Annotated in this window: 22 protein-coding genes and 11 tRNA genes; 4 read left to right on the forward strand and 29 right to left on the reverse strand. The window is 43.7% G+C overall.

What is annotated here, in order from left to right; genetic code table 11:
- Positions 1-123 precede the first annotated feature (123 nt).
- The 27 genes from tsaD to BN1691_RS14370 all read right to left on the reverse strand — a co-directional run bounded on the left by tsaD (position 124) and on the right by BN1691_RS14370 (position 17,250).
- Positions 124-1,140 carry a tRNA (adenosine(37)-N6)-threonylcarbamoyltransferase complex transferase subunit TsaD gene (tsaD, locus tag BN1691_RS03745; protein WP_048600889.1) on the reverse strand — a complete coding sequence of 339 codons (1,017 nt, stop codon included), beginning with the start codon at positions 1,138-1,140 and terminating at the stop codon, positions 124-126.
- On the reverse strand, positions 1,137-1,619 hold the full coding sequence (gene rimI, locus BN1691_RS03750; protein WP_048600890.1) for a ribosomal protein S18-alanine N-acetyltransferase: 483 nt from the start codon (positions 1,617-1,619) through the stop codon (positions 1,137-1,139). Before rimI ends, tsaD begins: the two co-directional genes overlap by 4 nt.
- Positions 1,616-2,347 carry a tRNA (adenosine(37)-N6)-threonylcarbamoyltransferase complex dimerization subunit type 1 TsaB gene (gene tsaB, locus BN1691_RS03755; protein ID WP_048600891.1) on the reverse strand — a complete coding sequence of 244 codons (732 nt, stop codon included), beginning with the start codon at positions 2,345-2,347 and terminating at the stop codon, positions 1,616-1,618. The genes rimI and tsaB overlap by 4 nt, the downstream gene beginning before the upstream one ends.
- Positions 2,344-2,799 (reverse strand): tRNA (adenosine(37)-N6)-threonylcarbamoyltransferase complex ATPase subunit type 1 TsaE, encoded by a 456-nt coding sequence (gene tsaE / locus BN1691_RS03760; protein ID WP_048600892.1) that lies wholly within the window; start codon positions 2,797-2,799, stop codon positions 2,344-2,346. Before tsaE ends, tsaB begins: the two co-directional genes overlap by 4 nt.
- A 181-nt stretch (positions 2,800-2,980) precedes the next feature.
- Positions 2,981-3,057 (reverse strand) — tRNA-Ile (locus BN1691_RS03765).
- A 5-nt stretch (positions 3,058-3,062) separates the two neighbouring features.
- Positions 3,063-3,139 (reverse strand) — tRNA-Pro (locus BN1691_RS03770).
- Between the two features lie 8 nt (positions 3,140-3,147).
- Positions 3,148-3,224: transfer RNA gene (locus tag BN1691_RS03775), tRNA-Arg, on the reverse strand.
- Between the two features lie 23 nt (positions 3,225-3,247).
- Positions 3,248-3,333 (reverse strand) — tRNA-Leu (locus tag BN1691_RS03780).
- Positions 3,334-3,343: 10 nt separating this feature from the next.
- A tRNA-Lys gene (locus BN1691_RS03785) sits at positions 3,344-3,419 on the reverse strand.
- Positions 3,420-3,422: 3 nt separating this feature from the next.
- Positions 3,423-3,497, reverse strand: a tRNA-Gln gene (locus BN1691_RS03790).
- Between the two features lie 12 nt (positions 3,498-3,509).
- Positions 3,510-3,585 (reverse strand) — tRNA-His (locus BN1691_RS03795).
- 10 nt (positions 3,586-3,595) lie between these two features.
- Positions 3,596-3,671, reverse strand: a tRNA-Val gene (locus tag BN1691_RS03800).
- Positions 3,672-3,680: 9 nt separating this feature from the next.
- A tRNA-Glu gene (locus tag BN1691_RS03805) sits at positions 3,681-3,755 on the reverse strand.
- Between the two features lie 5 nt (positions 3,756-3,760).
- Positions 3,761-3,852: transfer RNA gene (locus BN1691_RS03810), tRNA-Ser, on the reverse strand.
- Between the two features lie 3 nt (positions 3,853-3,855).
- A tRNA-Asn gene (locus BN1691_RS03815) sits at positions 3,856-3,930 on the reverse strand.
- Between the two features lie 176 nt (positions 3,931-4,106).
- Complete coding sequence (locus tag BN1691_RS03820; protein ID WP_048600893.1) at positions 4,107-6,155, reverse strand: methyl-accepting chemotaxis protein; 2,049 nt, start codon at positions 6,153-6,155, stop codon at positions 4,107-4,109.
- A 184-nt stretch (positions 6,156-6,339) separates the two neighbouring features.
- The gene (locus BN1691_RS03825; protein WP_048600894.1) at positions 6,340-8,493 is read right to left on the reverse strand and encodes a Tex family protein; all 2,154 of its coding nucleotides are present in this window, start codon (positions 8,491-8,493) and stop codon (positions 6,340-6,342) included.
- A gap of 100 nt (positions 8,494-8,593) precedes the next feature.
- The gene (locus BN1691_RS03830; protein ID WP_048600895.1) at positions 8,594-9,382 is read right to left on the reverse strand and encodes a sigma-70 family RNA polymerase sigma factor; all 789 of its coding nucleotides are present in this window, start codon (positions 9,380-9,382) and stop codon (positions 8,594-8,596) included.
- Positions 9,383-9,503: 121 nt separating this feature from the next.
- Positions 9,504-10,538, reverse strand: coding sequence for a serine hydrolase domain-containing protein (locus tag BN1691_RS03835; protein WP_048600896.1), 1,035 nt, complete (start codon positions 10,536-10,538; stop codon positions 9,504-9,506).
- 680 nt (positions 10,539-11,218) lie between these two features.
- On the reverse strand, positions 11,219-11,566 hold the full coding sequence (locus tag BN1691_RS03840) for a type II toxin-antitoxin system PemK/MazF family toxin (protein ID WP_048601188.1): 348 nt from the start codon (positions 11,564-11,566) through the stop codon (positions 11,219-11,221).
- Between the two features lie 12 nt (positions 11,567-11,578).
- Complete coding sequence (locus tag BN1691_RS03845) at positions 11,579-11,854, reverse strand: CopG family ribbon-helix-helix protein (RefSeq protein WP_048600897.1); 276 nt, start codon at positions 11,852-11,854, stop codon at positions 11,579-11,581.
- A gap of 169 nt (positions 11,855-12,023) precedes the next feature.
- Positions 12,024-13,190 carry an alanine racemase gene (alr, locus tag BN1691_RS03850; protein WP_048600898.1) on the reverse strand — a complete coding sequence of 389 codons (1,167 nt, stop codon included), beginning with the start codon at positions 13,188-13,190 and terminating at the stop codon, positions 12,024-12,026.
- 57 nt (positions 13,191-13,247) lie between these two features.
- On the reverse strand, positions 13,248-13,688 hold the full coding sequence (locus BN1691_RS03855) for a hypothetical protein (RefSeq protein WP_048600899.1): 441 nt from the start codon (positions 13,686-13,688) through the stop codon (positions 13,248-13,250).
- A gap of 178 nt (positions 13,689-13,866) precedes the next feature.
- Positions 13,867-14,874 (reverse strand): outer membrane lipoprotein-sorting protein, encoded by a 1,008-nt coding sequence (locus BN1691_RS03860; protein WP_048600900.1) that lies wholly within the window; start codon positions 14,872-14,874, stop codon positions 13,867-13,869.
- Between the two features lie 63 nt (positions 14,875-14,937).
- Positions 14,938-16,482, reverse strand: coding sequence for a bifunctional ADP-dependent NAD(P)H-hydrate dehydratase/NAD(P)H-hydrate epimerase (locus tag BN1691_RS03865; protein WP_048600901.1), 1,545 nt, complete (start codon positions 16,480-16,482; stop codon positions 14,938-14,940).
- Positions 16,483-16,569: 87 nt separating this feature from the next.
- The gene (gene acpS, locus BN1691_RS03870) at positions 16,570-16,968 is read right to left on the reverse strand and encodes a holo-ACP synthase (RefSeq protein WP_048600902.1); all 399 of its coding nucleotides are present in this window, start codon (positions 16,966-16,968) and stop codon (positions 16,570-16,572) included.
- Between the two features lie 108 nt (positions 16,969-17,076).
- Entirely contained in the window at positions 17,077-17,250 is a 174-nt protein-coding gene (locus BN1691_RS14370; protein WP_156179047.1) for a hypothetical protein, read from the reverse strand.
- Positions 17,251-17,547: 297 nt separating this feature from the next.
- Between BN1691_RS14370 and BN1691_RS03875 the strand changes: the two genes are divergently transcribed.
- The 4 genes from BN1691_RS03875 (at position 17,548) to BN1691_RS03890 (ending at position 22,316) form a co-directional block, all read left to right on the forward strand.
- Complete coding sequence (locus tag BN1691_RS03875; RefSeq protein ID WP_048600903.1) at positions 17,548-18,087, forward strand: MarR family winged helix-turn-helix transcriptional regulator; 540 nt, start codon at positions 17,548-17,550, stop codon at positions 18,085-18,087.
- 117 nt (positions 18,088-18,204) lie between these two features.
- On the forward strand, positions 18,205-19,671 hold the full coding sequence (locus tag BN1691_RS03880) for an ABC transporter substrate-binding protein (RefSeq protein WP_048600904.1): 1,467 nt from the start codon (positions 18,205-18,207) through the stop codon (positions 19,669-19,671).
- Positions 19,672-19,848: 177 nt separating this feature from the next.
- Positions 19,849-21,321: an ABC transporter substrate-binding protein gene (locus BN1691_RS03885; protein ID WP_048600905.1), complete on the forward strand. Its 1,473-nt coding sequence runs from the start codon at positions 19,849-19,851 to the stop codon at positions 21,319-21,321.
- 170 nt (positions 21,322-21,491) lie between these two features.
- Complete coding sequence (locus BN1691_RS03890; protein WP_048600906.1) at positions 21,492-22,316, forward strand: phosphatase PAP2 family protein; 825 nt, start codon at positions 21,492-21,494, stop codon at positions 22,314-22,316.
- A 23-nt stretch (positions 22,317-22,339) separates the two neighbouring features.
- Here the strand turns inward: BN1691_RS03890 and BN1691_RS03895 are convergent, their stop codons facing one another.
- Together BN1691_RS03895 and BN1691_RS03900 are read right to left on the reverse strand one after the other, a co-directional pair.
- Positions 22,340-22,759: a Fur family transcriptional regulator gene (locus BN1691_RS03895; RefSeq protein ID WP_048600907.1), complete on the reverse strand. Its 420-nt coding sequence runs from the start codon at positions 22,757-22,759 to the stop codon at positions 22,340-22,342.
- 77 nt (positions 22,760-22,836) lie between these two features.
- Entirely contained in the window at positions 22,837-23,628 is a 792-nt protein-coding gene (locus BN1691_RS03900) for an alpha/beta fold hydrolase (protein ID WP_048600908.1), read from the reverse strand.
- Between the last annotated feature and the right edge of the window lie 92 nt (positions 23,629-23,720).

Genomic DNA, 23,720 nt, shown 5'->3' on the forward strand with positions numbered 1-23,720 from the left:
CCACTGTGAATAAAACATACATTTATCCACAAAAATCATGGAGAGAAAAACGAGATATACACAGAAAAGGAAGGGGTTATCCACAGATTTTGTGGATAACCCCTTCCTGAGTCTGTTAGTAACTTAGAGCTTTTCTACAGGTAGGAGTAATTGAGGAATGGCATTAATGTCATAAGAAGAGAATTCTCCCCGTTCATAGCTGATCGTACCTGCTGCAGCAATCATGGCACCATTATCGGTGCAAAGAGCAATCGGTGGCGCCAGCAGCTCTAGATCACGTTGTGACGCTTCAGCTTCAAGACGCTTGCGCAGGCCTTGATTGGCAGCTACACCTCCTGCTAACACCAACTGGTGAACCTGATATTGGTCCACTGCGCGCATGGCCTTCGTTACAAGAACATCCACCACCGCATCCTGGAAGCTGGCTGCTAGTACAGGGACATCCACTTCATCACCGCGCTGCTTCGCATTGTGCAGGTGGTTAATCACAGCAGACTTCAAGCCACTAAAGCTAAAGTCGTAGGAATCTGCTTCTAGCCAGGCACGGGGAAAGTGAATCAACGGTTCTGCCTGTTGAGCAAGCCGATCAATTTTCGGACCTCCCGGATAGGTAAGCTGCAACGACCTTGCTACTTTATCATACGCCTCACCTGCAGCATCATCTCTCGTCTGTCCCAAAAGACGGTAGACACCATGCTCTGGCATATAGAGGAGCTCTGTATGGCCTCCCGAAACAACAAGTGCGATAAGGGGGAATTGCATTTCTTTCACAAGCCGATTGGCATAGATGTGACCAGCGATATGATGAACACCAATCAAGGGCCTTCCATGGGCAAAAGCTAAGGTCTTCGCTGCAGTTAGACCGACAAGCAACGAGCCCACGAGACCCGGACCCTGTGTCACAGCAACAGCATCCATCTCATCGATGCTTTTTCCTGCCTCTCTTAAGGCGCGTTCAATCACCCATGTAATATTCCCTACATGATGGCGGGAAGCCACCTCAGGCACCACACCACCAAATCGCTCATGAATGGCAATTTGGGAGTGAATGATATTAGAACAGATCTCTCTTCCATCCTTGACCACTGCAGCAGCAGTCTCATCACAGCTGGTTTCGATTCCTAAAATGAAACGGCTCATTCTTCTTCACTCATTTCTTGTCGCAATTGATCCTCAAGATTAGCCCACATAATCAACGCATCCTCACCATTATCCTCATAATAATGCTTACGAACCCCATAGGATTCGAATCCCATTTTTGTATAGAGGCGCTGAGCGATCTGGTTGGAGAGACGAACCTCCAAGGTCATTCTTCGTGCCCCTCTCATATATGCATAGGCCATCATCTGAACAAGGAGATGGTAGCCTAGCTTCTTGCCACGAAAGTCAGGATGGATAGCGATATTGGTTACATGAGCCTCATCAATAATCACCCACATCCCACCGTAGCCAACAACCTGATCATCCACTGTAATCACAGTGTAAAAGGCGAGAGGATTCCCGGTTAGCTCTTGGTAGAATGCCTCCTTACTCCACGGTGTAGTAAAGGAAAGGGTCTCCACCTGATGCACCGCATCAATATCTTCCACCTGCATGGGACGAATCTGAAATTGACTCATGCATTTGCCCCCTGTTGCTTCGCTAACAGCTTGGCCTCCGCCTCAGCCATGCGTAAGTAGAAGGGCTGAAATTGCTCCACCTCTGCGGCTTGGTAGACCAGTTGATCCTTAGCAATACGTAGCGCAGCAATCCGCCCCATATAGGCCACATCAGGTACATGCTGCTCAGCAAAGCCAAATTGAAAAGTGAGTGAGGATATTGTCTCTATCATGGTTTGACGATGGATTCTTACATCATCTCCAACAAAAAGAATCGGTCCTTCCACTTGAGCTTCGAGAAGTGCAATCCATCTTTGGATAGGGATGATCTGATCAGGAATAATGGAGACCAGTTGACCATCCTGCCACTGATATAAGCCGGTGTAGATCTGACCACGCCGCGCATCAATGCAAGGGGAGATCCACCCTGAAAAAGCCCCAGCCCTCGCTGCCATGATTTCTAAACTGGAGAAGCCCAAGAGCGGAAGCTGAAGGGTCCAGGCGAGAGTCTTGGCTGTAACAATTCCAATTCTTAATCCTGTATAAGAGCCAGGACCTTGGGCTACGGCGATGCCATTGATATCCGTAATTTGCAGGTTCCCATCCTGTATCACCTGTTGAATCATGGGCACACAACGAGAGGCATGATTCTTCTTACTGTTAGATAAGGCTAAGGCGCATGTCTGTTCTTCCGTGGTGACAGCTACTCCCATCACCTGTGTTGAGGTATCAATGCTTAAGATATTCATGAGAAGATCTCCTTACATAGTTGTTCATAGCGTTCACCATTGGGGAATGCACGGAGCTGCCTTTTATCGCCATCAATGTGTTCAAGGCGAATTAACAAGTATTCTGGAGGTAGCTGAGATGCAATCTGCATCGGCCATTCTAAAATAAAGACACCATCACCCTCCATGTACTCCTCCAAGCCAAGCATTTCATCTTCATCCTCTAACCGATAGGCATCCATATGGTACAAGGGGAGCCGTCCTTCGTACTCCTTAATAATAGTAAAAGTTGGACTGTTAATAGGAATTGTGACGCCGAGACCACGACCAATCGCTTGGGTCAAGCGTGTTTTTCCCGCCCCTAAATCCCCTTCTAATAGGATGGAATCTCCTGCTTGAAGACGATCAGCCAATCTATATCCCAGCTGTTCTGTCTCCTCTTCATTATGTAGAATCAACTCATATGGGTTCATCGGATTTTCCCCCTTTACCATGGTAGATCGATGAGATTCAGCCTAGCTGATCCGTAATCATCATGTTCCATTATAACGATAACCATTTTGGTTCTGCAACGGAGAGGACAATCATAAATAAAAAAACTGCAACTTAGTTGCAGTCTCGTTTCACAATAGTATCCTGTATGTAGCAAGAAGATGGTGGGCCCAAGTGGACTCGAACCACCGACCTCACGCTTATCAGGCGTGCGCTCTAACCAGCTGAGCTATGGGCCCAAGAATGGTCGGGAAGACAGGATTTGAACCTGCGACCCCCTGGTCCCAAACCAGGTGCTCTACCAAACTGAGCCACTTCCCGTAACGTCATGGCGCGCCCTGAGAGATTCGAACTCCCGACCTTTTGATTCGTAGTCAAACACTCTATCCAGCTGAGCTAAGGGCGCATGCATTATGTTTAAAATAAGAATGGTGCGGTTGGCGAGAGTCGAACTCGCACGGTCGTAAGACCACTGCCCCCTCAAAGCAGCGTGTCTGCCATTCCACCACAACCGCAACGTATTCATGGTGAGCCATACAGGATTTGAACCTGTGACACCCTGATTAAAAGTCAGGTGCTCTACCAACTGAGCTAATGGCTCAAGTGGCTGGGTAGGCTGGATTCGAACCAGCGCATGACGGAGTCAAAGTCCGTTGCCTTACCGCTTGGCTACTACCCAAGAAAAATTAAATGGGGCGACTGGTGGGAATCGAACCCACGAGTGCCGGAGCCACAATCCGGTGCGTTAACCACTTCGCCACAGCCGCCATCAAGATATGGTGGACGATGACGGGTTCGAACCGCCGACCCTCTGCTTGTAAGGCAGATGCTCTCCCAGCTGAGCTAATCGTCCGTAGTATAATGGTGACCCGTAGGGGATTCGAACCCCTGTTACCGCCGTGAAAGGGCGGTGTCTTAACCGCTTGACCAACGGGCCAGTCATGGCGGAGAGAGAGGGATTTGAACCCTCGCGCCGGTTTCCCGACCTACTCCCTTAGCAGGGGAGCCCCTTCGGCCAACTTGGGTATCTCTCCATATGGCTCCGCAGGTAGGACTCGAACCTACAGCCTACCGGTTAACAGCCGGTTGCTCCACCATTGAGCTACTGCGGAATAAGGTGCTATATCTCTTGCCAGCGACAAATATAAGATTACCATAAATAAAAGTGTTGATCAAGAGATTTTTTCTTTCAAATCATGGTATTGCTGTATTCACTATAAAAAGAGAGGAGGCTTGAACCATTTTAACCTCCTCTCTAGCTGAAGACGAGAGACGTAAGAATGCCAAGCTAATTTACTTTGAATTGCTGTACCAGCGCTTTTAAGTGCTCAGCCTGATGAACCAGTTCTTGAATATTACCAGCCACCTCTTGCATCATCGCAGATGCTTCTTCGCTGGAAGCGGCTACCTCTTCCGCTCCTGCTGATATTTCTGTAGCTACCGTGGAGGATTTTCGGGATGTTTCGGCAATCTCTTCACTCATCCGATTCTGCTTCTCCACAATCGATTCAATCTGACTCACCGAAGTGATTACCTTATCCATCGCAGTACGTACACCTTGTAAAGCAGCACTCTTCTCCAATGCTTGCTCATTCTCGATTGTTGCTGTTTGAATATTATCTTCCATTTGTTTTACCACAGAATCAATGGCTTGTCCAACACTTTGTACAATATGGGCAATTTGCTTGGAGGATTCCCCACTCTGTTCCGCCAGTTGACGTATTTCATGAGCCACTACCAAAAATCCTTTGCCATATTCTCCTGCTCGGTTAGCCTCAATAGCTGCATTAAGGGCAAGAAGATTGGTTCGCTTTGCAATCTCGTTAGAGGCCTCCACAATAGTACTGATCTCTGCAGTATGCTCCTGTAATTCTTTTACCATACTGGCAGATTGCAGCGTAGATTGAGCGATGTTCTGAATACTAAGAACGAGGGACGAGATGGCTTGTTCACTCTCACTGATAATTTGTCTTGTCGCCTCCGCTTCTTCAGAGACTGCGCTGGTCTTTTGCTGTACCTCCACCGTCATTTCAACCATTTCTGCCACTCGATCATCGGTTTGTTGACTGAGCTGCGCTTGTTCCTCTGCTCCTTTGGCGATCTCTTCAATGGTGGTTGCTACCTGCCGTGAGCTTTCTGCGACCTCATGGGAGATATGAGTCAATTGCTTGGTGGTTGTTGCAGTCTCGTCTGCTGATTCAGTCACATTATTGGCGATCGTATTGAGGGAGCTAACCATCTGATCGATATGTTGCGAAAGCTGTCCTATCTCATCCTTACGATTCATCCCAACCTGTTGTGTTAGATCCCCCGATGCTACGAGCTGTACAGTCTGCATTAATTGATGGATCGGTTGAACTAAGCGTTGTGAAAAGATCACACCAAGGATGATCGTGATTACGGTGGCAATCAATAAGGCAAGTGCCATAAAGATTTTTAATTGGTCCAACTGAGCAAGCGCCTTTTTCACTGGGGTAAAGGCCATCAATGTAAATCCATAGGCCGGATGAGTGACCATGGCCACCACATCCTCTGACCCTGCTCCATTCTCATAGACACCAACATGCTGGTAACTCCCCTCATCTTGTTGCAGGGCTTGTACCGTTTTGATGGCTTCATGCTGAAGTAGTGGGGATGGATGCAGATCACTGATGGTTCGTTTTTCTCCATTCTCATCGAGCCATTGCGCCATGACAACCTCCGCATTATCATGGGCCGCAACTTGTCCCTCTTGATTGAGCAGAAGCATAGTGGTGATCGAGTCACCCTGCTCCAGGACATCACCACGGATCTCCCCCCAAACTTGCTTCAGATTAACCCGAGCGATTAAAACACCTCGTGGGCGCTGAATGTAATCATCTACAAGGATGGCAATATCGATGTAAAATACACCATCAAAACGAGGATGGGGTTGAGGATTGGAGATAGATGCTTTATGTATAAGTGTATCTTGAAAAATCGGTTGCTCTGTTGGCTTCCCACTATAGCTAAGACCAACTCCTGTACGAGCTACCTCGTTCCCCTCGAGATCATAGTATACCATCTCGCGAAATCGTTTATCCTGCGCCATCTCCATCATGAAATTACGGATCTTATCTACTTCTTCTAAGGAGCGTAGGCTACGATTGGCTACGGAAAGACCAACGAGCGTTCCATCCACATATTCCTCTAAGTTTTTCATCACACTTTGTGCATTGGATAATGACTGTTCTGCTACCGTCTCATTCATCGTTTGACTAGTAAAAGGAATGATTAGTCCTGCTAGGGCAATGATAATAACGACAGGCAGTGCCACCAACATGGTTAGCAGTTTCATTCTGATGCTGTAATTCTTCACGTTTTCACTCCTTTTCTCCTAGGGTTCACCCATGAAACACCTACTAAATATAGTCGAAACTACCTATATACATTATATCGTCAAATTTGTCCGCATATTTAGGAAAATTAAAAAAATGAAATATCCCATTCATCCTCCAAACTGATGAATGGGATACTCCCATACAGCATTCTGTAATTCCTATCTATTTGGATGGTTCTATTAAGGAGAGATTTACCTTACCTCGTTGCTGATCAATGGCATCCACCCATACCTGAACAATGTCACCTACCTGAACCACGTCGAGGGGATGTCGAACATAGGAATGACTCAGCTTTGAGATATGAACCAAGCCATCATTTTTTAAGCCTATATCTACAAAGGCACCAAAATCCACAACATTGCGTACTGTACCCTGTAGCTCCATCCCAATGGTCAGATCCTCCAGATTGAGAACATCCTGACGCAGTAGAGGCTGAGGTAATTCATCGCGAGGGTCCCGTTGTGGCCGAATTAACGCATCAACAATATCTCGCAAGGTGTGAATTCCTACCTGATGAGAACTGGAAAATTGCTCCCAATCCATCTCCTTCAGCTGTTGCTTTAATTCATCCGTCCCTAACGAGCTACGATCCTTATGGATACTAGCTAGAATTTCTGCTGCAATGGGATAGGACTCTGGATGTATGGGAGTAGCATCAAATGGCTCCCGTCCATGAAGAATCCGTAAAAATCCCACCGCTTGTTCATATGTTTTCGGACCTAAACGAGGTACCTTCAGTAATTCCTTCCGCTCCTGAAACGGACCATTCTCGTCACGATAGGTCACAATATTATTAGCCACACTGGTAGAAATACCTGCCACGTATTGGAGTAGCGATGAAGAGGCGGTATTCAAATTGACACCCACATAGTTCACCACTGATTCCACGACTTGGAGCAGGCTCTCTTGGAGACGACTCGGTGTAACGTCATGCTGATATTGCCCGACGCCAATCGCCTTCGGCTCGATTTTAACCAATTCCGCCAAGGGATCTTGAACACGCCTTGCGATGGAAGCAGCGCTACGTTCTGATACATCGAGATCGGGAAACTCCACCTTCGCTAATGGCGATGCCGAATAGACACTGGCTCCCGCTTCATTGACAATCACATAGGAGATGGGAAGATGATCCTCACGGATCACCTGCGCCACGAACTGCTCGGTCTCCCGTGATGCCGTCCCATTACCAATGGCTAATAACTGCGCATCATAGGTATGAATGAGATGGAGTAAGCGTTCTTTCGCCTCTGCCACACGGAAATGGGGTGCAGTTGGATAGATGACATCCACTGCTAACAGCTTACCGGTCTCATCTACCATGGCCAGCTTACACCCCGTCCGAAAGGCTGGGTCCACCCCGAGGATTCGTCTTCGACGCAATGGTGGTTGTAACAGCAGGGAACGTAGATTCTTACTGAATACTTGAATCGCCTGCTCTTCTGCAGCATCGGTTAAACGATTACGAATATCTCGTTCAATGGCGGGAGCGATTAGGCGCTTATATGCATCCTTCATGGCTGCTTCTACTAGATCTGCAACAGGTGATGTACGATAAAGGAAGCGTCGCTGCATATCGGTCATAATCGTCTCAATGGGTGCATCAATGGTGACGCGCAGGATCTCTTCCTTTTCGCCGCGATTGATAGCAAGAATACGATGAGGAACAATCTTAGCGATGCCCTCTTCATATTCATAGTACATCTGATAGACTCGACCTTCCTCTTCCTTCTTCTGCTCTGTACGAATCTTTCCTTTATTCCAGGTAACCTCTCGGATCCATTGACGCACTTCAGCATCTTCAGCGATCCACTCTGCGATGATATCTTGAGCTCCTGCAATGGCTTCTTCTACGGTAGGAAGCTGCTCTGAAAGAATCTGTTCAGCTCCATGAGGGAGGGGATTCTCTAAAGGCAAAGCAAACAACTGCTTCGCTAAGGGCTCACAACCCTTCTCCTTGGCCACACTAGCTCTTGTTTTCCGTTTTGGACGATAAGGTAGATAGAGGTCCTCAACCTCCTGAAGCTTCACTGCATCTTCAATTTTCTTCTGTAACTCTGCTGATAGCTTTCCTTGTTCCTCAATGGAGGCTAGTACTTCCGTCTTTCTCTCTGCTAATTTCTTTAGATATTCATAGCGATCGGCTACAGTTCGAATGATTGTTTCATCTAAATTTCCTGTCATTTCCTTCCGATAACGAGCAATAAATGGGATGGTATTTCCCTCTACCAGTAATTCTACTGTTGCTTTGACTCGTTGTTCAGGCAACTGTAGCTCCTTGGCAATCCAATGAATATGACGTTCCATCTCTTTCTCCATATGTAACCGTCCCTTTCCCTTTGGATTCGTGGATGATCTTCCCTATTATAACAAAGATTATGTCAAGAAAAAAAAGACCCTTTCTGGTCTTTTTTCCTCTCTATCTTCCTAAACTCTTCCGATATGCCTTCACCATCTCCTGTAGCTTGGTAATGGCTCTCCTTTGAATACGTGAGATCTGCATTTGCGAGAGTCCTAAAAGCGTTGCTACTTCCTTTTGACTCTGCTGTTTAATGTAGATATTCAGTATCACATGCTGCTCTTCTTCCGTAAAGGATTGAAGGGCTCGCTCTAAGGTAAGACGAATCTCCACCTCATCAAACCCTTCATCCTCCTCCCCTAGCACATCGAGAATGGAGGCCACATGCTCATCGGAGAGAGACAACGGCTGATCAATGGAAAGTGGATGATAATTTTGAATTGCCTCTAGGGCATTGATAATCTCCTCTTCTGAAACATTTAGCATCCCAGCTAGTTGATCTGTGGTAGGCATCGCTTCCTGTTTAGCAATATACTCCTCCATCACCCTGCGCATCTGCTGGCTTACAAGCTTGGTCTTGCGGGGGACATGTAAAAGCCAGGTTTTGTCGCGTTTATATCGTTTTATCTCCCCATCAATGGTGGGAATAGCATAGGCAGCAAAGGAAGTTCCGCGTTCTGGGTCAAATCTTTGGATCGCAAGAATTAATGCCAACATCCCAACTTGGTAAAGATCCTCTGTCTCTCCTGGAACTGCAGCTCCTTTATGCACCAGCTTCCACACAAGGGGGGTACAGGATTGTACGATCTCCTCTAGTAGTACTGGAGAGTTATTCCTTTGACACTGTTCAATCTTCTCCTCCAGCTTTTTCTCTTCTTGATATATTGCTGTGTTATTTGGCTTATCCATTATTCCCACCTTATTCTAATCATGAGCTTTGGCGTTTCAACTTTATCTTTCTTTTTCTTTCTGTTGTCTGTGATATCCTTCTATGATCTTTTTAAAATTGGTACGTATTTGTTGCAACTGGTCATTTCCCATCACGTTCCGAAAATAAGGACTCCACATGCATCGTGATATCATAAGGTCCAAATTCCCGATTTGCCAATGCTGTTACCTCAATTTGTGCCTCAGGGTAGTAGGATGACATGAATCGAATTCCAGGGTCCATACCGGTGAGGAAGTATTTCCAAACCTTCTCATCCTTTTTCCGAATCCATATACCATAGCCGTAGTAAAACTCTCCATCATCATGGATCTGTGGTGTTAATAGTTTAGTGGTCACTTTCTCACTTAACAATTTACAATGAATTAGTCCCTGCCACAGCTTACTCATATCATCCACAGTCATAAATACCCCACCATCCGGTCCGCCAACTACTGGAATGGAATAGATATTTGTCTTCAAGGTTCCTGCCTCATCTTCCAGATAACCGTATGCACAATTCCCAGGTAGTTGATCCAGAACAAAATAGCCAGAATCCTTCATTTCCAGCGGATCAAAGATCTTCTGTTGAACAAAGTCTACAAAGGGTATTTTTGCTACATGTTCAATAACGAGGCCCAATACAATAAACGCTCCATTGTTATAGTAGAATTTCTCCCCAGGTGCAAACATCATTTTAGACTGCTGAAACATGGGGAGAAAATCCTTCGGTTCCCTGAGGAGATACATAGGATTATGGATCCATAATTCACTGAAGTCATCCATGGTTTCTTCATCAAAATAATCAGGAATTCCTGAGGAATGCGTTAATAAATGATGAATGGTAACCTGGGAATCAAAATTGGGAAAATCGATGGGGAGGCAATCTTTTAATAATGTACCAAAATCGATCAGACCTTCATCTACCAATTTACATATTCCAATCGCTGTTAGTAATTTTGCTCCTGAAGCAATTCCAAAGCGTGTATGTACGTTGTTCTTGATGCTATTCCGAATATCTGCATATCCGAAGGCATCTTTCAAAATCACTTCATCTCGCTCTTTGATTTGAACAGCACCAGAAAAATTCTCCAAGCTCTTCATTTTTTCTTCAAGCTGCTCTATTTTATCCACCAGCATTGTTCTTCCTCCTCTTTCCCTTAGTGAATCGATAACTGCTTCGTTGGATCATTTCGATTCTTGAGATAATAACGGATTAATTGTGGCAACACATCTTTGAGATCTGGGCAAGTAATATGACTTTTACTCCTATTTCGATACAAACAATCAATTTCCTTTTTTATCATTCATTACCGATTTTCCGAACGAGAAAGCCCATGCAGGGCGTAGCCCGTCTTTAGACATGGGATGAAAGCGAGGTCAGACAAGGGGTAGCTTATGGCTACCATAATTGTCTGAATTGTACTATAATTTGCTTATAGACAAGTACAAGTCTCTAACACAACCTCGTTCTTTGAAAATTGGATATCGTATAAGGTTCGATCGCCTAATACATGCGATCGGTAAAACGATATGTGTCGTCAAGAACAAGACGCTAAAACACCACGAACGAAAAAACTGTACGCGATGGTCATAGTAGCGTAGCCATATCTGCTATATGCACTGGATATGGAGGGGTGATGAGACACCCTCATCTTGCAGGCTGTTCAAAACAGAAATGGACTGAGAACGCAAAGCCATGCAGGAATCCCACCCGTCAGGGCTTGCGACTTTAGTCGTGGGAGTCTCAAGAATGATGATTGCCGCATAGTGCGTTAAAAAGTAAAAAAGCTGTCCTTGGACAGCTTTCACACACATTATTAAAATTCGATGAGTCCCAGACTGATCTGAATAGCATCATCTACTTTTTTCATCATTTCCTCATCTAGGTGGGTAATCTTATCGGTTAATCGAGACTTATCAATGGTTCGAATCTGCTCTAATAATATTACGGAATCACGATCAAATCCATATATTGCAGCATCAATCTCTACATGAGTGGGTAGCTTCGCCTTCTGAATCTGTGCTGTAATGGCTGCTACAATCACGGTAGGGCTGAAGCGGTTTCCTATATTGTTCTGAATGATTAAAACCGGCCTTACTCCACCCTGCTCCGAACCGACTACAGGGGATAGATCGGCAAAATACACATCACCACGTTTTACGATAAATGACAATCATTACACCCCGCTAACTAAGCGGCCCAGTGTATGCTCTGCTTCTTGTTCTGCTGTAAATGCCTCGGAGGCCATGTGAAGGTTAATTTTTGCCATTTCCATATAACCTTGCTGCATATTTTCTCGTATCTGGCGTTTTTTACGTTCCTTCACATACATTCTCATAGCCTGGCGGATAAATTCACTTCGATTGGAACGATCCTGGCGTACGAATCCATCAACTTCACTTAGTAAATTCTGGGGTATGCTAATCACGATTCGTTTTGTCTCTTGTGCCACGAGTCAACACCTCCAGCGACATGCACCGATAATATTCTTCGTACCTAATCTACATAATAATACCATTATGTCGTAACAATTGCAAAAATATACTATTTTCTATTAGTGTAGCATGAATCCGCTAAATCATTTATTATTTCGACCTTTTATGTCGCAATCCCTTCAATAATTATAAGTAATAATTAACAGTAGACGTACTGTTACCATCCAAATATTTTCGTGGAACACGCTTACTTAACTGGCAAGCTATTTCATAGCTTATTGTACCCACTTTTGCAGCAATTTCTTCAAGTCGAATCTCCTCAGTACCTTGTTTACCATAAAGTACCACTTCATCATCTAATGCCACATTTGGGAGATGGGAAACATTCACCATCATTTGATCCATACAGACTGTTCCTACTACAGGACAGCGAACGCCACAGATTAAGACTTCACCCTTATTGGATAAAAGTCTACTATAACCATCGGCATAACCTACTGGAATCGTGGCAATCCGCTCCGTTGTGGAGGAGACATAGGTTGAGCCATAGCTAATGGGTTCTCCGGCTTGGACAGTCTTGATATGACTGATCTTACTTTTAAAGGAGAGAACCTGTTGTAAATCAGGATAAAGTGCTTGCATAGAAGGTGATGGATAAAGTCCATACATAACAATACCAACTCGTACCATATCCAGATGCGCCACAGGAAACTGCTGAATGGCTGCGCTGTTAGCTGCATGTAAGATAGGGAAACCAGCTTTTTTCTCAATTTTGGCTGTGGCTTGCTGAAAACGATCCCATTGAAGCTGGGTGGCTGTCATATCTACTTGGTCCGCATTGGCAAAATGAGTAAAGACACCTTCTAGCATCAACCAGGGGCTCTTTTGAATAGATTGAACAAATCGTACCACATTTTCTGGTTGAGGAGGGATACCAATTCTTCCCATTCCTGAGTCAATCTTCAGATGAAGACGTGCTACTTTTCCTTCCTGCTTAGCAATTTTCTCGATAATGGGCAGCTCTTCTTCATGAAAAATAGTGAGGGAAATTTGATGATGGATGGCTTCTTTGATATAACGTGGATGGGTATAGCCCAAGACCAAGATTGGTACATCTGGGTAAATACTACGGAGATGCAAGCCCTCGTCCAATAAAGCTACACCCAAGAAGTTTGCGCCCTCTGCTAACGCGATTTTTGCGACAAACTGATCCCCATGTCCGTATCCATCTGCTTTTACAATGGCCATAAAACGTGTATTTGCTGAAAACTGTTTTTTCACACATCTCAGATTGTGACGCAGGGCATCTAAATCAACCTCTACCCATGTATCGCGATAAAAAACCTCTTCCATTCTACTCTCCTGCCTTTATTTTCAACCTAGCTTGCTCTTGCCAGTGGCTACCACTAGCTATTTATGTTTTTTCAAATGACGAATACGCCATAGCTCCTGATTAAGCACTTCTAAGAATTGATCAGAAACCATTAGCGGCTTTTTCTTTCCATTTAAATAATACATATAACGTAAGTCGTAGGATGGGCTGATATTGGCCAGTGGAACCATTTGCTCCTTCTGTCCTACAGATATCCACAGTTCTGTTTTCGTTAAGGTGTAAGTAGGATGAAGCAGCGCTTGATAAATAAAAGGGGAGCCTCCTACAACCAACGCAGCGATGGCAACCGCTGATAATTTAAACTGCAGGTTATTTTCACCAATCATATAAAAGGCAATAATAATACCAAGAATAAATATGACTGTCTCTAAAATCCGGTACGCCATCCCCTTGCGGAACAATAGCGTTTTATAGGAAGAGACTTCTTTGATTATGATCTCATGCGACTTCAAATCCATTGGTCTCGCCCTTTCAAAAATCAGTTCACTGTCTATAACACAATAATACTAGACTCTCTACATTTTACTGTCAACCTAACATATATGGTATGCAAAAAGAACTTTTCTTGTCAGTAAAGTAGATTGGGTTCAGGTAGAGATTGCTCTCCACCTGAACCTGTTATTCCTACAGATTGGATTACTTACTGCTAATCTGTCCTAGCAACGACTGGGCAACCAACAGCATTTCTTGCTCTGGCAGTGTACCCGATAATAAATAATCCACACCATTATCGGTCCAATGTAATGACTTTTGAGCCGTGCCTGTCATTACACCAATGGTACTTCCAAGATCCACTGGAGTGCCATAGAAAGTACTTGCTTGCAACGCTTGTGGACGTTCCTCAGTGACAACAAATTGATAAGTACCACCATATTTTAAAACAAAAACATCACCCTCTGCCCGTTCAACCTGCTCCACTCCTAAGAGTTCAACACCATCAGGAAGATAGGAAGGGTGAATTACACCCATCATGGGTTGGGCATTTTGTATGTGTCCTGTACTATTCATGGACTGTTGCTGCATATTTTTCTCTTTACTAAAGGCATCCTCTGGGAAAGTAGGATTTAACTGTACATCATTAAACTTTAAAACCACTAACTGATTCCCTTCTGCGTCAAAGATCTCTGCTTGAAGGGGCATCATCTCCTTTGAAAAAGCGATCTGTTGGGCCACCATCGATTGGTTACGATAGTTCCCCTTCACTTTAAAGACATAGCCCTCTTCTGTACTCTCCATCATGCGCCCTTCATCTTGAATTAGCGCGTTCACAATGGATTCTAGTAAGTATGGCTGTTCATGATTCTTAGGCCAGTCACTTTGAAAGCGAAAGCTCTTATTAAGACTTGGTGTTAACACAAAGACACCATCATCATTACGAAGGATCATTTGGGAAACGCTCTGATTCGCATTCTCCATGGTAACACGATAATAATGGGGACGTTTATGCCATACCTGTACATCATATTGCACAGGTGTTTTTCCAGTATGAATCGTCATTGTTCCGCTTATTTTATACCCTGAAAGCGATTCACTCTTCTTCTGGATTGCCCCTAATACTTCATTCATGCTCATCTCACTGCTACAGCCTACCATCATGATGACAGGAAATAGCATGATACAAAGAACGATGATCCATCGTTTCACTTAAAATCAACCCCTTCGTCTATTGTTGACAAAGGAGGGAAAATGTCATTTCCTCGGAAATAATTAAGCTGATGTGGACCGTATTGTCAAAACATGCTGGAGTACTCTAGGAATATGAGTGATCACGTCTGCTGGCAAGAGGCTATACGGATCACCTGTATAAAGGTCAGCAATTAAACCGTGGAGATAGGTGCCTACTCGCGCTGCGTCACATAATGCAACACCTTGGGCAAGGAGAGCAGCAATCATTCCTGTTAAGATATCACCAGTACCTCCCTTGGCTAGCGCTGCATTGCCTGTTGGATTGCAATATACAGTACCATCAGGTGTAGCTATCAAGGTATGAAAGCCCTTCAGTACCACATGAACTCCCCACTTCGTGGCTAATTCGATAGCCAGTTCCCTGCGATGCTGCCGAACTTCCTCCTTCTTCACGTTACACAGTACTGCCATCTCTCCAGGATGAGGCGTCAGAATGATTCGTTCCCCGTGTTGAGTAAGCATTTGCGGGTGACGGGCAAGGAGCTTAAGAGCATCTGCATCGATTACAACAGGTTGATGAGAACGATTTAGCAGCTGCTCTAACCAGCGCTCTCCACCATTCCACACCCCAATTCCAGGCCCAATTGCCAGAGCAGTATAGGGATCAAAATCTTGTTGTGCAGAGCTAGTGGTTGCAAAATGTGATTCTTCCTCCTCCCAAGGCCAGAGTAATGGTAAGCGAACCTGAGTAGCTAAGCCTTGAGCAAGTGAATAGGGAAGTCCAAGCGTTACCAGACCTGCTCCCATTCGATATGCTGCCTCCATGGCGTACTGCGGCGCGCCGGGCATCCACTGGGAACCGCCGATAATGCAGAGATGTCCATAGCTTCCCTTATGACTCTCATTCTCTCGTACTGGTAATAAAGAAGCGATCATGGCAGTGGTTAACACTTGATTCTTCAGCCCCAATTCCACTGCTGCACGAGGTGGAATTCCAATGGAGGCGACAATCACCTTCCCTACTTTACTAGTGGCTGGAGATAAGAGATGACACCACTTATAAGCCTCAAAGGTAACGGTCCAGGTAGCTTGAATCACATCTCCTGGTATTTCACCTTGATCAGCCAGCAATCCACTGGGGAGATCAATGGCAAGGATCGGAACCTGACTCTCATTCATCAACTGAATCAGCCCTCGATACTCTTCATGAGGCGCACCCCTTAGTCCTGTCCCTAATAAGCCATCCACTAGTAGTTGAGCAGAAGCGAAAAGCCCCTCCGTCCTCTGTTCATCAAGCTCCTCACACTGCTGAACGAGTCCGTTCCAGCTTCGGTATGCTTGTAAGTGACGCTTACTATCCTGTGAACGCTTACTTTCAGTACCTGCCATCAGCAATGTCACCTGATAACCCCACTGCAGCAGATATCTCGCACAAACAATTGCATCTCCACCATTATTACCAGTACCCGCTACCACCACGATTGAGCTTTCTGGTTGAAATCGACTCTTAATCTCTTCAGCTACTCTTCTACCTGCATGATCCATTAACATAAACAGGGGTATTCCAGCATGTCGGCAGGCCCAATGGTCCATCTGGTGCGCTTCTTCTGCTGTCACTAGAAGCATTTTTCTCCCTCCTACCGGTGATATCATCATATGTATGAACATGTCCGGTTATGCAAGCAAGCATGTGTGGTTAAGATTGAATGGCATTCAATACTTCCGTTCGATCAGTACTTGTGCAATGGCATCATGGCCCGTATGACTGATGGAACACCATATGAATAGCTCCTCTGAAGTGAGTCCGCGAAGACGAGGATGCTTGGAAAATAGCTGTGGTAGTAGTAATACCTTGGGCTCTCCAGTTGGTTGCTTGATAATTTCGATGTCCTGCCAGGAAAGATATTGCCCTATCCCAGTTCCTAAGGCCTTGGAAACAGCCTCCTTCACAGCAAATCTACCTGCAATAAACTCAATGCGTCGTTGCTGCTGCGTTGGAAGATCCGCTATTTCATTTCGTGTCAATATACGCTCAATAAAATGGGGATGATTATGAAGGGCAGACTCCATCTTATTAAGTTCCACCATATCTACTCCAAGTCCAATAATCATGACCGCACTCCTCTTATTTCCTCTTGTCCCTGATTATATCACAGTACAACCCCCACATCCTATGACGTGGGGGTTGATTGATCCTGTGAATTTACATGAAAATAATGATTAAGATTCTGTGCGATTACGATCAGTTACATTACGATCAGTTACATTGCGATTATTAGTTGCTGGACGATTGGCATCCATTTCCGTGCCAAACTCTGTATTGTTTACTTTACTGTTTTGTTCTCTTACACGATTAATGTTGGTACCAGTCTTGGTGTAACGATTCTTATCCATTGAATATCACCTCCATCATTACTATGCGAAGGTATAAACCGAATCATACATTTTCACCAATGGAAAAATCTTGTTTGGTCTTACCAGTACCTTCCTTCTTTCCTCTAAGGCGACTCTACATATGACTTCTGAGATAAAGATGGAAAACAATCCTGAAATTCCATGGCAAAAGTCGGAAGTAACTAGACAAATTCTGGCATAAATGATATATTATTAGCGTATAACACATCTTTAACTTAGAAAAAGAGTAAACTCCGGATCGAGGACCAATATCGTTATAGAAAGGATTCGCTGCGAATGTATCAAGAAGATTTCCATATCTTATTTAACGCAGTCCATAGTGTTCATGGCGCTATATTACAAGATCTCGATGAAATTGCGAAGCAAACGAAGCTAAAAAGCGCATCCCATCTTCATATTTTGTTTATCGTGGTCACTTTTGAAACACCTGTCACACCAACACAAATTAGCCGCATCATGAATCAACATTTCACAACGGTATTATTACAACTTCGATGGTTAGAAGAACATCAATATGTAGAAATCAGAAAAGGAACCAAGGATGGCCGTACCAATGAAGTAATACCAACAACCAAAGGTGTCGAAAAAGTGAAACAACTCATCCTTTCCAATGCCGTAAACCTTCATTCCTATCGCTTGATTTATGAGTATCAAAAGCGGTATGGTAGAAAGTCCTTGCAGCATGGCATCCAGTTTCTACTAAACTATATGGAATTATTGCATAAGGATTCACAAACTAATTGGACCTACACTTCTTTGCAATATATACGAAGGCTTCTCGAAAATGAACAGCTTTCAACAGGAACAAACGAGTGACCATCGTTCACTCGTTTGTATTTTTGCAACCATTTTCCATATCCTCCCGTATATTACTTTAAAGGTAAAAAGTAATCTGACATCTTTCTTTACCAATATCAGGAAGGAGTGGCTCATTTGAGATTGAGAAAGCTTACATTACTCGTTCTCGCTACATTGTTATTATTAACACCTTTAATCGGATGTAGCTCCAAAGAGAATACTACTGGTAATACAAGCACACCGGATACAGCAGCTAAAAAGGATGGAGAAGGCCGTACCCTTATTATCGCGACTGCCTTCCCCGAAGCCTTCGCCCGAGACCAGTTCGTCAACAAGTTTCTCATCAAGTATCCCGATATCAATGTAGAGTTTATTGATTTTTCGGATAAGCTTATGAAATTGCAGCAAGAAATGATGAAGGTCCAAGCTGGCGAGGAGACCTCAACATCGACTTCTTACTATAAAATGTATGAAGAGGCTCTTCAGAGTGATCCAAGCCCCGACATCATCTTATTAAATGGGGATATCATTGGGCAATTGGTGGAAAAGGATCTTCTAATGCCGTTAGATCCATTATTAGAGCAGCATAACTTCAAGAAGGAACGCTACTACCCCAATGTACTTCAGCAGCTACAGCAGATGGGAAATGGAACCATCTACGGATTAGTAACTGGCTTTAATAATCAAGCCATTTTTTATAATAAAACTTTGTTTGAGCAGACTAATCTCGAATTTCCCCAAGATGGTATGACCTGGAATGATCTTCAACAGCTAGCCATTCAAATGACCAATACAGATCAAGAGAAGCCAGTATACGGGTTCGACTATGGTCGTTTTATATACCAAGATAATCCCTTCATGTTCCTTGTTGATTATGCCCGGCCCTATGACATTAGCTTCATCGATCCAGTAGACCAAAAAATCGTCATGGATACAGAAACATGGAAAGAAATCTGGCAAGAGGTCGTAGATATGTTCCAGACAGGTGCTATTCCACCTCTAAAAGATGCAAATCTCGCTGAAGTCATGGCGAATCCTAATTCGGATGCCATGCTCTCCCCCTTCTATAAAGGGGAGGTTGCGATGACCACTGGCTATGCCATGGAGATCGAAATGATTAAAATGTTTAAGCAAATGTTTCCTAACGAAATGGAGAATCTAGAGTTTGATATTGTCACCTATCCTACTCATTCTAAGTTTCCCAATGTAGGAAGTGCTGTAATCTTTGCAAATCTCTATGCCATTCCTAAGGGGGCCAATAATCTTGATGAAGCGTGGACATTCCTTGAGTTTATTACGAGCCCTGAATACTTACAGCATCATAAGGATATGCTCGATCCATTGCCTGCTTTCCAAGATCAAGTGATCAATAATGACAAGATTCATATGGATGCTTTTTATAGCCTAGATACAGCACCCTACCAAAAGACCTTTGATGAATTACCTACCATTTTAGAGATCTACGAGGTGGGGAGCACCGAATTAAAAAAAGCGATCAAAAGCGAGATCAGCGTAGATGAGGCGATCGCCAATTTTCAAAGCAAAGCGCAGCCACTATTAGAAGAAGGTCTCAAAAAATTAGAAGAAGATAAGAAAAAGTAATGGCACTCTGCTACCTATGGTTGTGTAAGAATTTAGGAGAAGGTTTCCTGCCTTCTCCTATTATTATTGATTTTTATGCAACTATTACTCAAACCCATCCGTATATAATAGTGGATTTAGGAGGCAGAGGTTAATCTAACCATATACACTGTCATTCTACGAAGAGGAGTGAAGAGCTTGAATCTAAAAAAAATTACATTATTGATGCTAGCAACCCTGCTTTTAATTACACCACTGGTTGGTTGTAATTCCAAAGATGATTCTGCTTCAACACCAGCCAATGAAACATCTACTTCAGGTGACCAAGCTTCGAATACATTAATCGTTGCTACAGCTTTTCCTGAAGCACTGGTTCGTGATCAAATCCTAAACAAATTCATCGTGAAATATCCTGAGATCGATGTACAAGTTGTGGACTTCTCCGCTAAGCTAATGAAAATACAACAGGAGATTTTAAATCCTAGTACAAATGATGATGGGAAAGAGACTCCTTCTTATGTCAAAATGTATGAAGAAGCCATTACGGGTAACCCTACACCTGATATCATTCTCTTAAACGGTGATATCATTAGTCAGTTGGTATCAAAAGATCTACTCATGCCCCTCGATCCATTAATGGAAAAGAATAAGTTTGATCAAAATCGTTACTATCCCAATGTGCTCCAACAGCTTAAAGACATGGGGAACGGTTCAATCTATGGTGTGGTTACTGGTTTTAATACCCAAGCTCTTTTCTATAACAAAGGCTTATTTGAAAAAGCCGGGATCGAGCCGCCACACGATGATATGACTTGGGAGCAAATTCAGGAGTTAGCCATTCAATTGACTAATTTAGAAGGAGAAAAACCGATCTATGGCTTTGATTTTTCTCGTGCAGATGGCATCGGTAATCCATTCAGCTTTCTCCTAGATTATGCTCGACCTTACGATATCAGCTTTATCGATCCAGTTGACCACAAAATTGTGATGGATACAGAAACCTGGAAACAAATCTGGCAGGATGTCGTAGATATGTTCCATGAAGGATATATCCCTCCTACGAAGGACATGAAAGATCTAGATTTAGCTGCAGCCCAACAAGATCCGATGTCAATGTTCCCAGGGTTTTATAAGGGGGAGGTAGCCATGGCTACAGGTTATGCCATGGAGGCCCAAATCTTAAACATGCTAAAAGAACAAGCTGGAAATGGTGCATTCGAAGAACTGAAGGATTTAGAATTTGATGTTGTTACCTATCCAACCCACACTTCCATTCCTAATGTAGGAAGTGGTGTCTTCTCAACGAATATGTACGCGATTCCACAAGGTGCATCCAATGTGGATAACGCATGGAAGTTCTTGGAATTTATTACAAGTCCAGAGTACTTACAGCATAATAAGGACCTTTTTGATCCACTACCAGCCTTCCAAGATCAACAGCTTCAAACTGATAATATTAATTACGACGCATTTTATCGTTTAGACTCCGCGCCTTATCAAAAAACATTTGATGAGTTGCCTACCATCTTCGAAATCTATGAAGCAGGTGGCGAAGAATTAAATAAGGCCATCCGTCATGAAATTACTGTTGATGAAGCCATCGCCAATTTCCAAAAACGTGCTCAACCTCTACTAGAAGAAGGCTTTGCTCAATTGGAAAAAGCTGAATAAAACGGAAGAAGAATTCGTAGAAATTCCATTAAGATTTCAAACCAAAAGGAGAAGGTACTGAGCCTTCTCCTTTTAATAAGTTCATTTCTCCATTCCCAATTTTTAATATTGTGGTAAACTGATAGATGATATTTCAATTCGTACTATGTTTGATAAAGGTGTTGAGAACAATGTTTCATTCGATGTTCACGATTACCCTAGCAGCAGTGATTTCTTTTCTGCTGTTACTAGGTATCGCTACTCGTCGTTCACCCTTCACCATTGTTTTCGGTGTGGTTCAACAATTGGTGAAACAGCGTTATATCCTGTATTATCTATTGGCTACCCTTGGTATTCTGCTCTTAAACAAATGGGAGCTGCATATTGAGCAGCATACTCCCTTGACGAGCAATGATTTTACCTCTAGCTTTTATTTACTAGAGGGAGCCATTACAGGCTGGCTCCAACAAACCTTCCAGACTAGTGGGCTCACATACTTCTTCACTTTCATCTATGTGGTTCTTTTTCCTGCAATGATGGTTGCTGGATTGTTTATCTACATCTACCACCGACAGGATTACTTGGTTAAAGCCTTTTTCATTACCATTATGCTTAACTATGCCATCGCTATTCCCTTCTACCTTTGGTTCCCGGTGAATGAAGTCTGGGTGATGCATCCTGATGTGCAGTTTCTTATTCCAGATGCTTATCCCTTATTTGAAACAGAATATCGGCCCATGTCGGGCTTAGATAACTGTTTTCCTAGTCTGCATACATCACTCTCCATCTCCATCGCCTTGCTGGCAATCGCTTCAGGTCACCGGCTGTGGAAATGGATTAGTTCCATCATCGCCATTCTCGTGGTAATCTCCACGAACTATTTAGGCATTCATTGGCTCATCGATATTGCAGGTGGCTTCATCCTCGCTGGGATCGCTGCAATGACTGCATTACGCGTGGTTCATGCACCACAATCACAGCCTCAGGGAGTGCTAATACCTGAGCGCCATCGTTAAGAATCATGTCCTCACTAAAAAGCTTATCGACAATTTGGACAGACTCCATGTAAGATAATCTCGACCTCCGTGGGCTTATACTTACTCCCACACTGGGGGTCGATTTTGATCTGAACGTATTTCTCTTCTACATCAAGAAGCTGGTCACAGCGGACACAATGAAAGTGGGGATGCAGTTTCTCCACGATCTCAAAACGGGAGCGTTCGGATAGTGGGTACTCACGGACAACGCCCAATTCCTTCAATGACTTCAATGTATTATATACCGTTGTAAAGGAGAGCGTTGGAAATTCCTTCTGCATAAATTTATAGATTTCTTCTGCTGTAGGATGGCCCAAGCGTAGGAGTACATTAATAATGGCGATACGCTGAATTGTGACTCGCCCACCCTGTTCTTTAATTCGCTCGATGGTATGTTCAAGCATGTGCTGTTTCATCTTCATACCCTCAATTCCCCTAATTGTTTTTATTATTATCTTTATTTTATACTCTAATTAAAATTATTACAAATATAAACAATTTATTCACCATTTCCTCCATCATTCTTAATAAACTGAATAATGGCTTGATTTGTTTCTGCTGCCCATTTTGTTGGGAGCTGATGCTTGGCTTCTGGGATAACCATCAGCTTACTATGGGGGATCTCCCGATGTAACAGTTCACCGTACCTTTGATAGCGATCATCTTTTCCTCCACATAATAAGAGAGTAGGAGAGGTCACTTCTTTAAGCCGAGCAAAGCAGTCATAAAATAGGCTATAACGATAATATTGTGCAATATTTTGTTGGTCTCCTTGTCTTGCTTCTTGGAAAAACCGCTTAAAAATCCAAGGTGAATCGTGATTTCCCCAGGCAATACTAGCTGCCAAGACTGGGAAAAGAGGACTATCTGCCATCCTAACCGCTAATTGAATCTGCTGTCTTAAGCCACGATCATATACACCTGACATTCCACTTAGTAAAACAATTCCTCTACAACGTTCAGGCCTTGTAAGTGTAAACTCTAATGCAACACTGGTACCTGTTGAGTAGCCACAACAAAACACTTGATCAATCCCTAACGCATCCAATATTCGCTCCATATCTTGAACAATGAGCCCATAGGAGATGGGCGTTGTGGATGCATCGCTTTGCCCATGGCCTCGGATATCGAAAAGAATGACTCGAAAATACTGGGATAAGCTGACCCACTGGTGATAAAAGTTGGAACCAGTTAAGAGAGGGGGATGAATAAATATCAAAGGGATACCTGTACCTCTCTCCTGTACAAATACACGAATTCCTCCCACATCCACCCAGCCACTGTTTTGCATATAAGAATACCCCTTCCTGCTGAAATCGACTTGATTCAGATGAAGTCTTCCACTCCATCTATTCTCAGAGGTATTCTACGCCATCCTTCCTT

It is taken from the genome of Rubeoparvulum massiliense, assembly GCF_001049895.1.
Taxonomy (GTDB): domain Bacteria; phylum Bacillota; class Bacilli; order Rubeoparvulales; family Rubeoparvulaceae; genus Rubeoparvulum; species Rubeoparvulum massiliense.

What these genes read in the sequence shown, in the direction of transcription:
- BN1691_RS03900 (WP_048600908.1), bottom strand. Translation starts at nt 23,628, where the DNA reads ATGCAAAACAGTGGCTGGGTGGATGTGGGAGGAATTCGTGTATTTGTA.
- BN1691_RS03830 (WP_048600895.1), bottom strand. Translation starts at nt 9,382, where the DNA reads ATGGATAAGCCAAATAACACAGCAATATATCAAGAAGAGAAAAAGCTG.
- BN1691_RS03865 (WP_048600901.1), bottom strand. Translation starts at nt 16,482, where the DNA reads ATGCTTCTAGTGACAGCAGAAGAAGCGCACCAGATGGACCATTGGGCC.
- BN1691_RS14370 (WP_156179047.1), bottom strand. Translation starts at nt 17,250, where the DNA reads ATGGATAAGAATCGTTACACCAAGACTGGTACCAACATTAATCGTGTA.
- BN1691_RS03895 (WP_048600907.1), bottom strand. Translation starts at nt 22,759, where the DNA reads ATGAAGATGAAACAGCACATGCTTGAACATACCATCGAGCGAATTAAA.
- BN1691_RS03890 (WP_048600906.1), top strand. Translation starts at nt 21,492, where the DNA reads ATGTTTCATTCGATGTTCACGATTACCCTAGCAGCAGTGATTTCTTTT.
- tsaD (WP_048600889.1), bottom strand. Translation starts at nt 1,140, where the DNA reads ATGAGCCGTTTCATTTTAGGAATCGAAACCAGCTGTGATGAGACTGCT.
- alr (WP_048600898.1), bottom strand. Translation starts at nt 13,190, where the DNA reads ATGGAAGAGGTTTTTTATCGCGATACATGGGTAGAGGTTGATTTAGAT.
- BN1691_RS03835 (WP_048600896.1), bottom strand. Translation starts at nt 10,538, where the DNA reads ATGCTGGTGGATAAAATAGAGCAGCTTGAAGAAAAAATGAAGAGCTTG.
- BN1691_RS03825 (WP_048600894.1), bottom strand. Translation starts at nt 8,493, where the DNA reads ATGGAGAAAGAGATGGAACGTCATATTCATTGGATTGCCAAGGAGCTA.
- tsaB (WP_048600891.1), bottom strand. Translation starts at nt 2,347, where the DNA reads ATGAATATCTTAAGCATTGATACCTCAACACAGGTGATGGGAGTAGCT.
- rimI (WP_048600890.1), bottom strand. Translation starts at nt 1,619, where the DNA reads ATGAGTCAATTTCAGATTCGTCCCATGCAGGTGGAAGATATTGATGCG.
- BN1691_RS03875 (WP_048600903.1), top strand. Translation starts at nt 17,548, where the DNA reads ATGTATCAAGAAGATTTCCATATCTTATTTAACGCAGTCCATAGTGTT.
- BN1691_RS03855 (WP_048600899.1), bottom strand. Translation starts at nt 13,688, where the DNA reads ATGGATTTGAAGTCGCATGAGATCATAATCAAAGAAGTCTCTTCCTAT.
- acpS (WP_048600902.1), bottom strand. Translation starts at nt 16,968, where the DNA reads ATGATTATTGGACTTGGAGTAGATATGGTGGAACTTAATAAGATGGAG.
- tsaE (WP_048600892.1), bottom strand. Translation starts at nt 2,799, where the DNA reads ATGAACCCATATGAGTTGATTCTACATAATGAAGAGGAGACAGAACAG.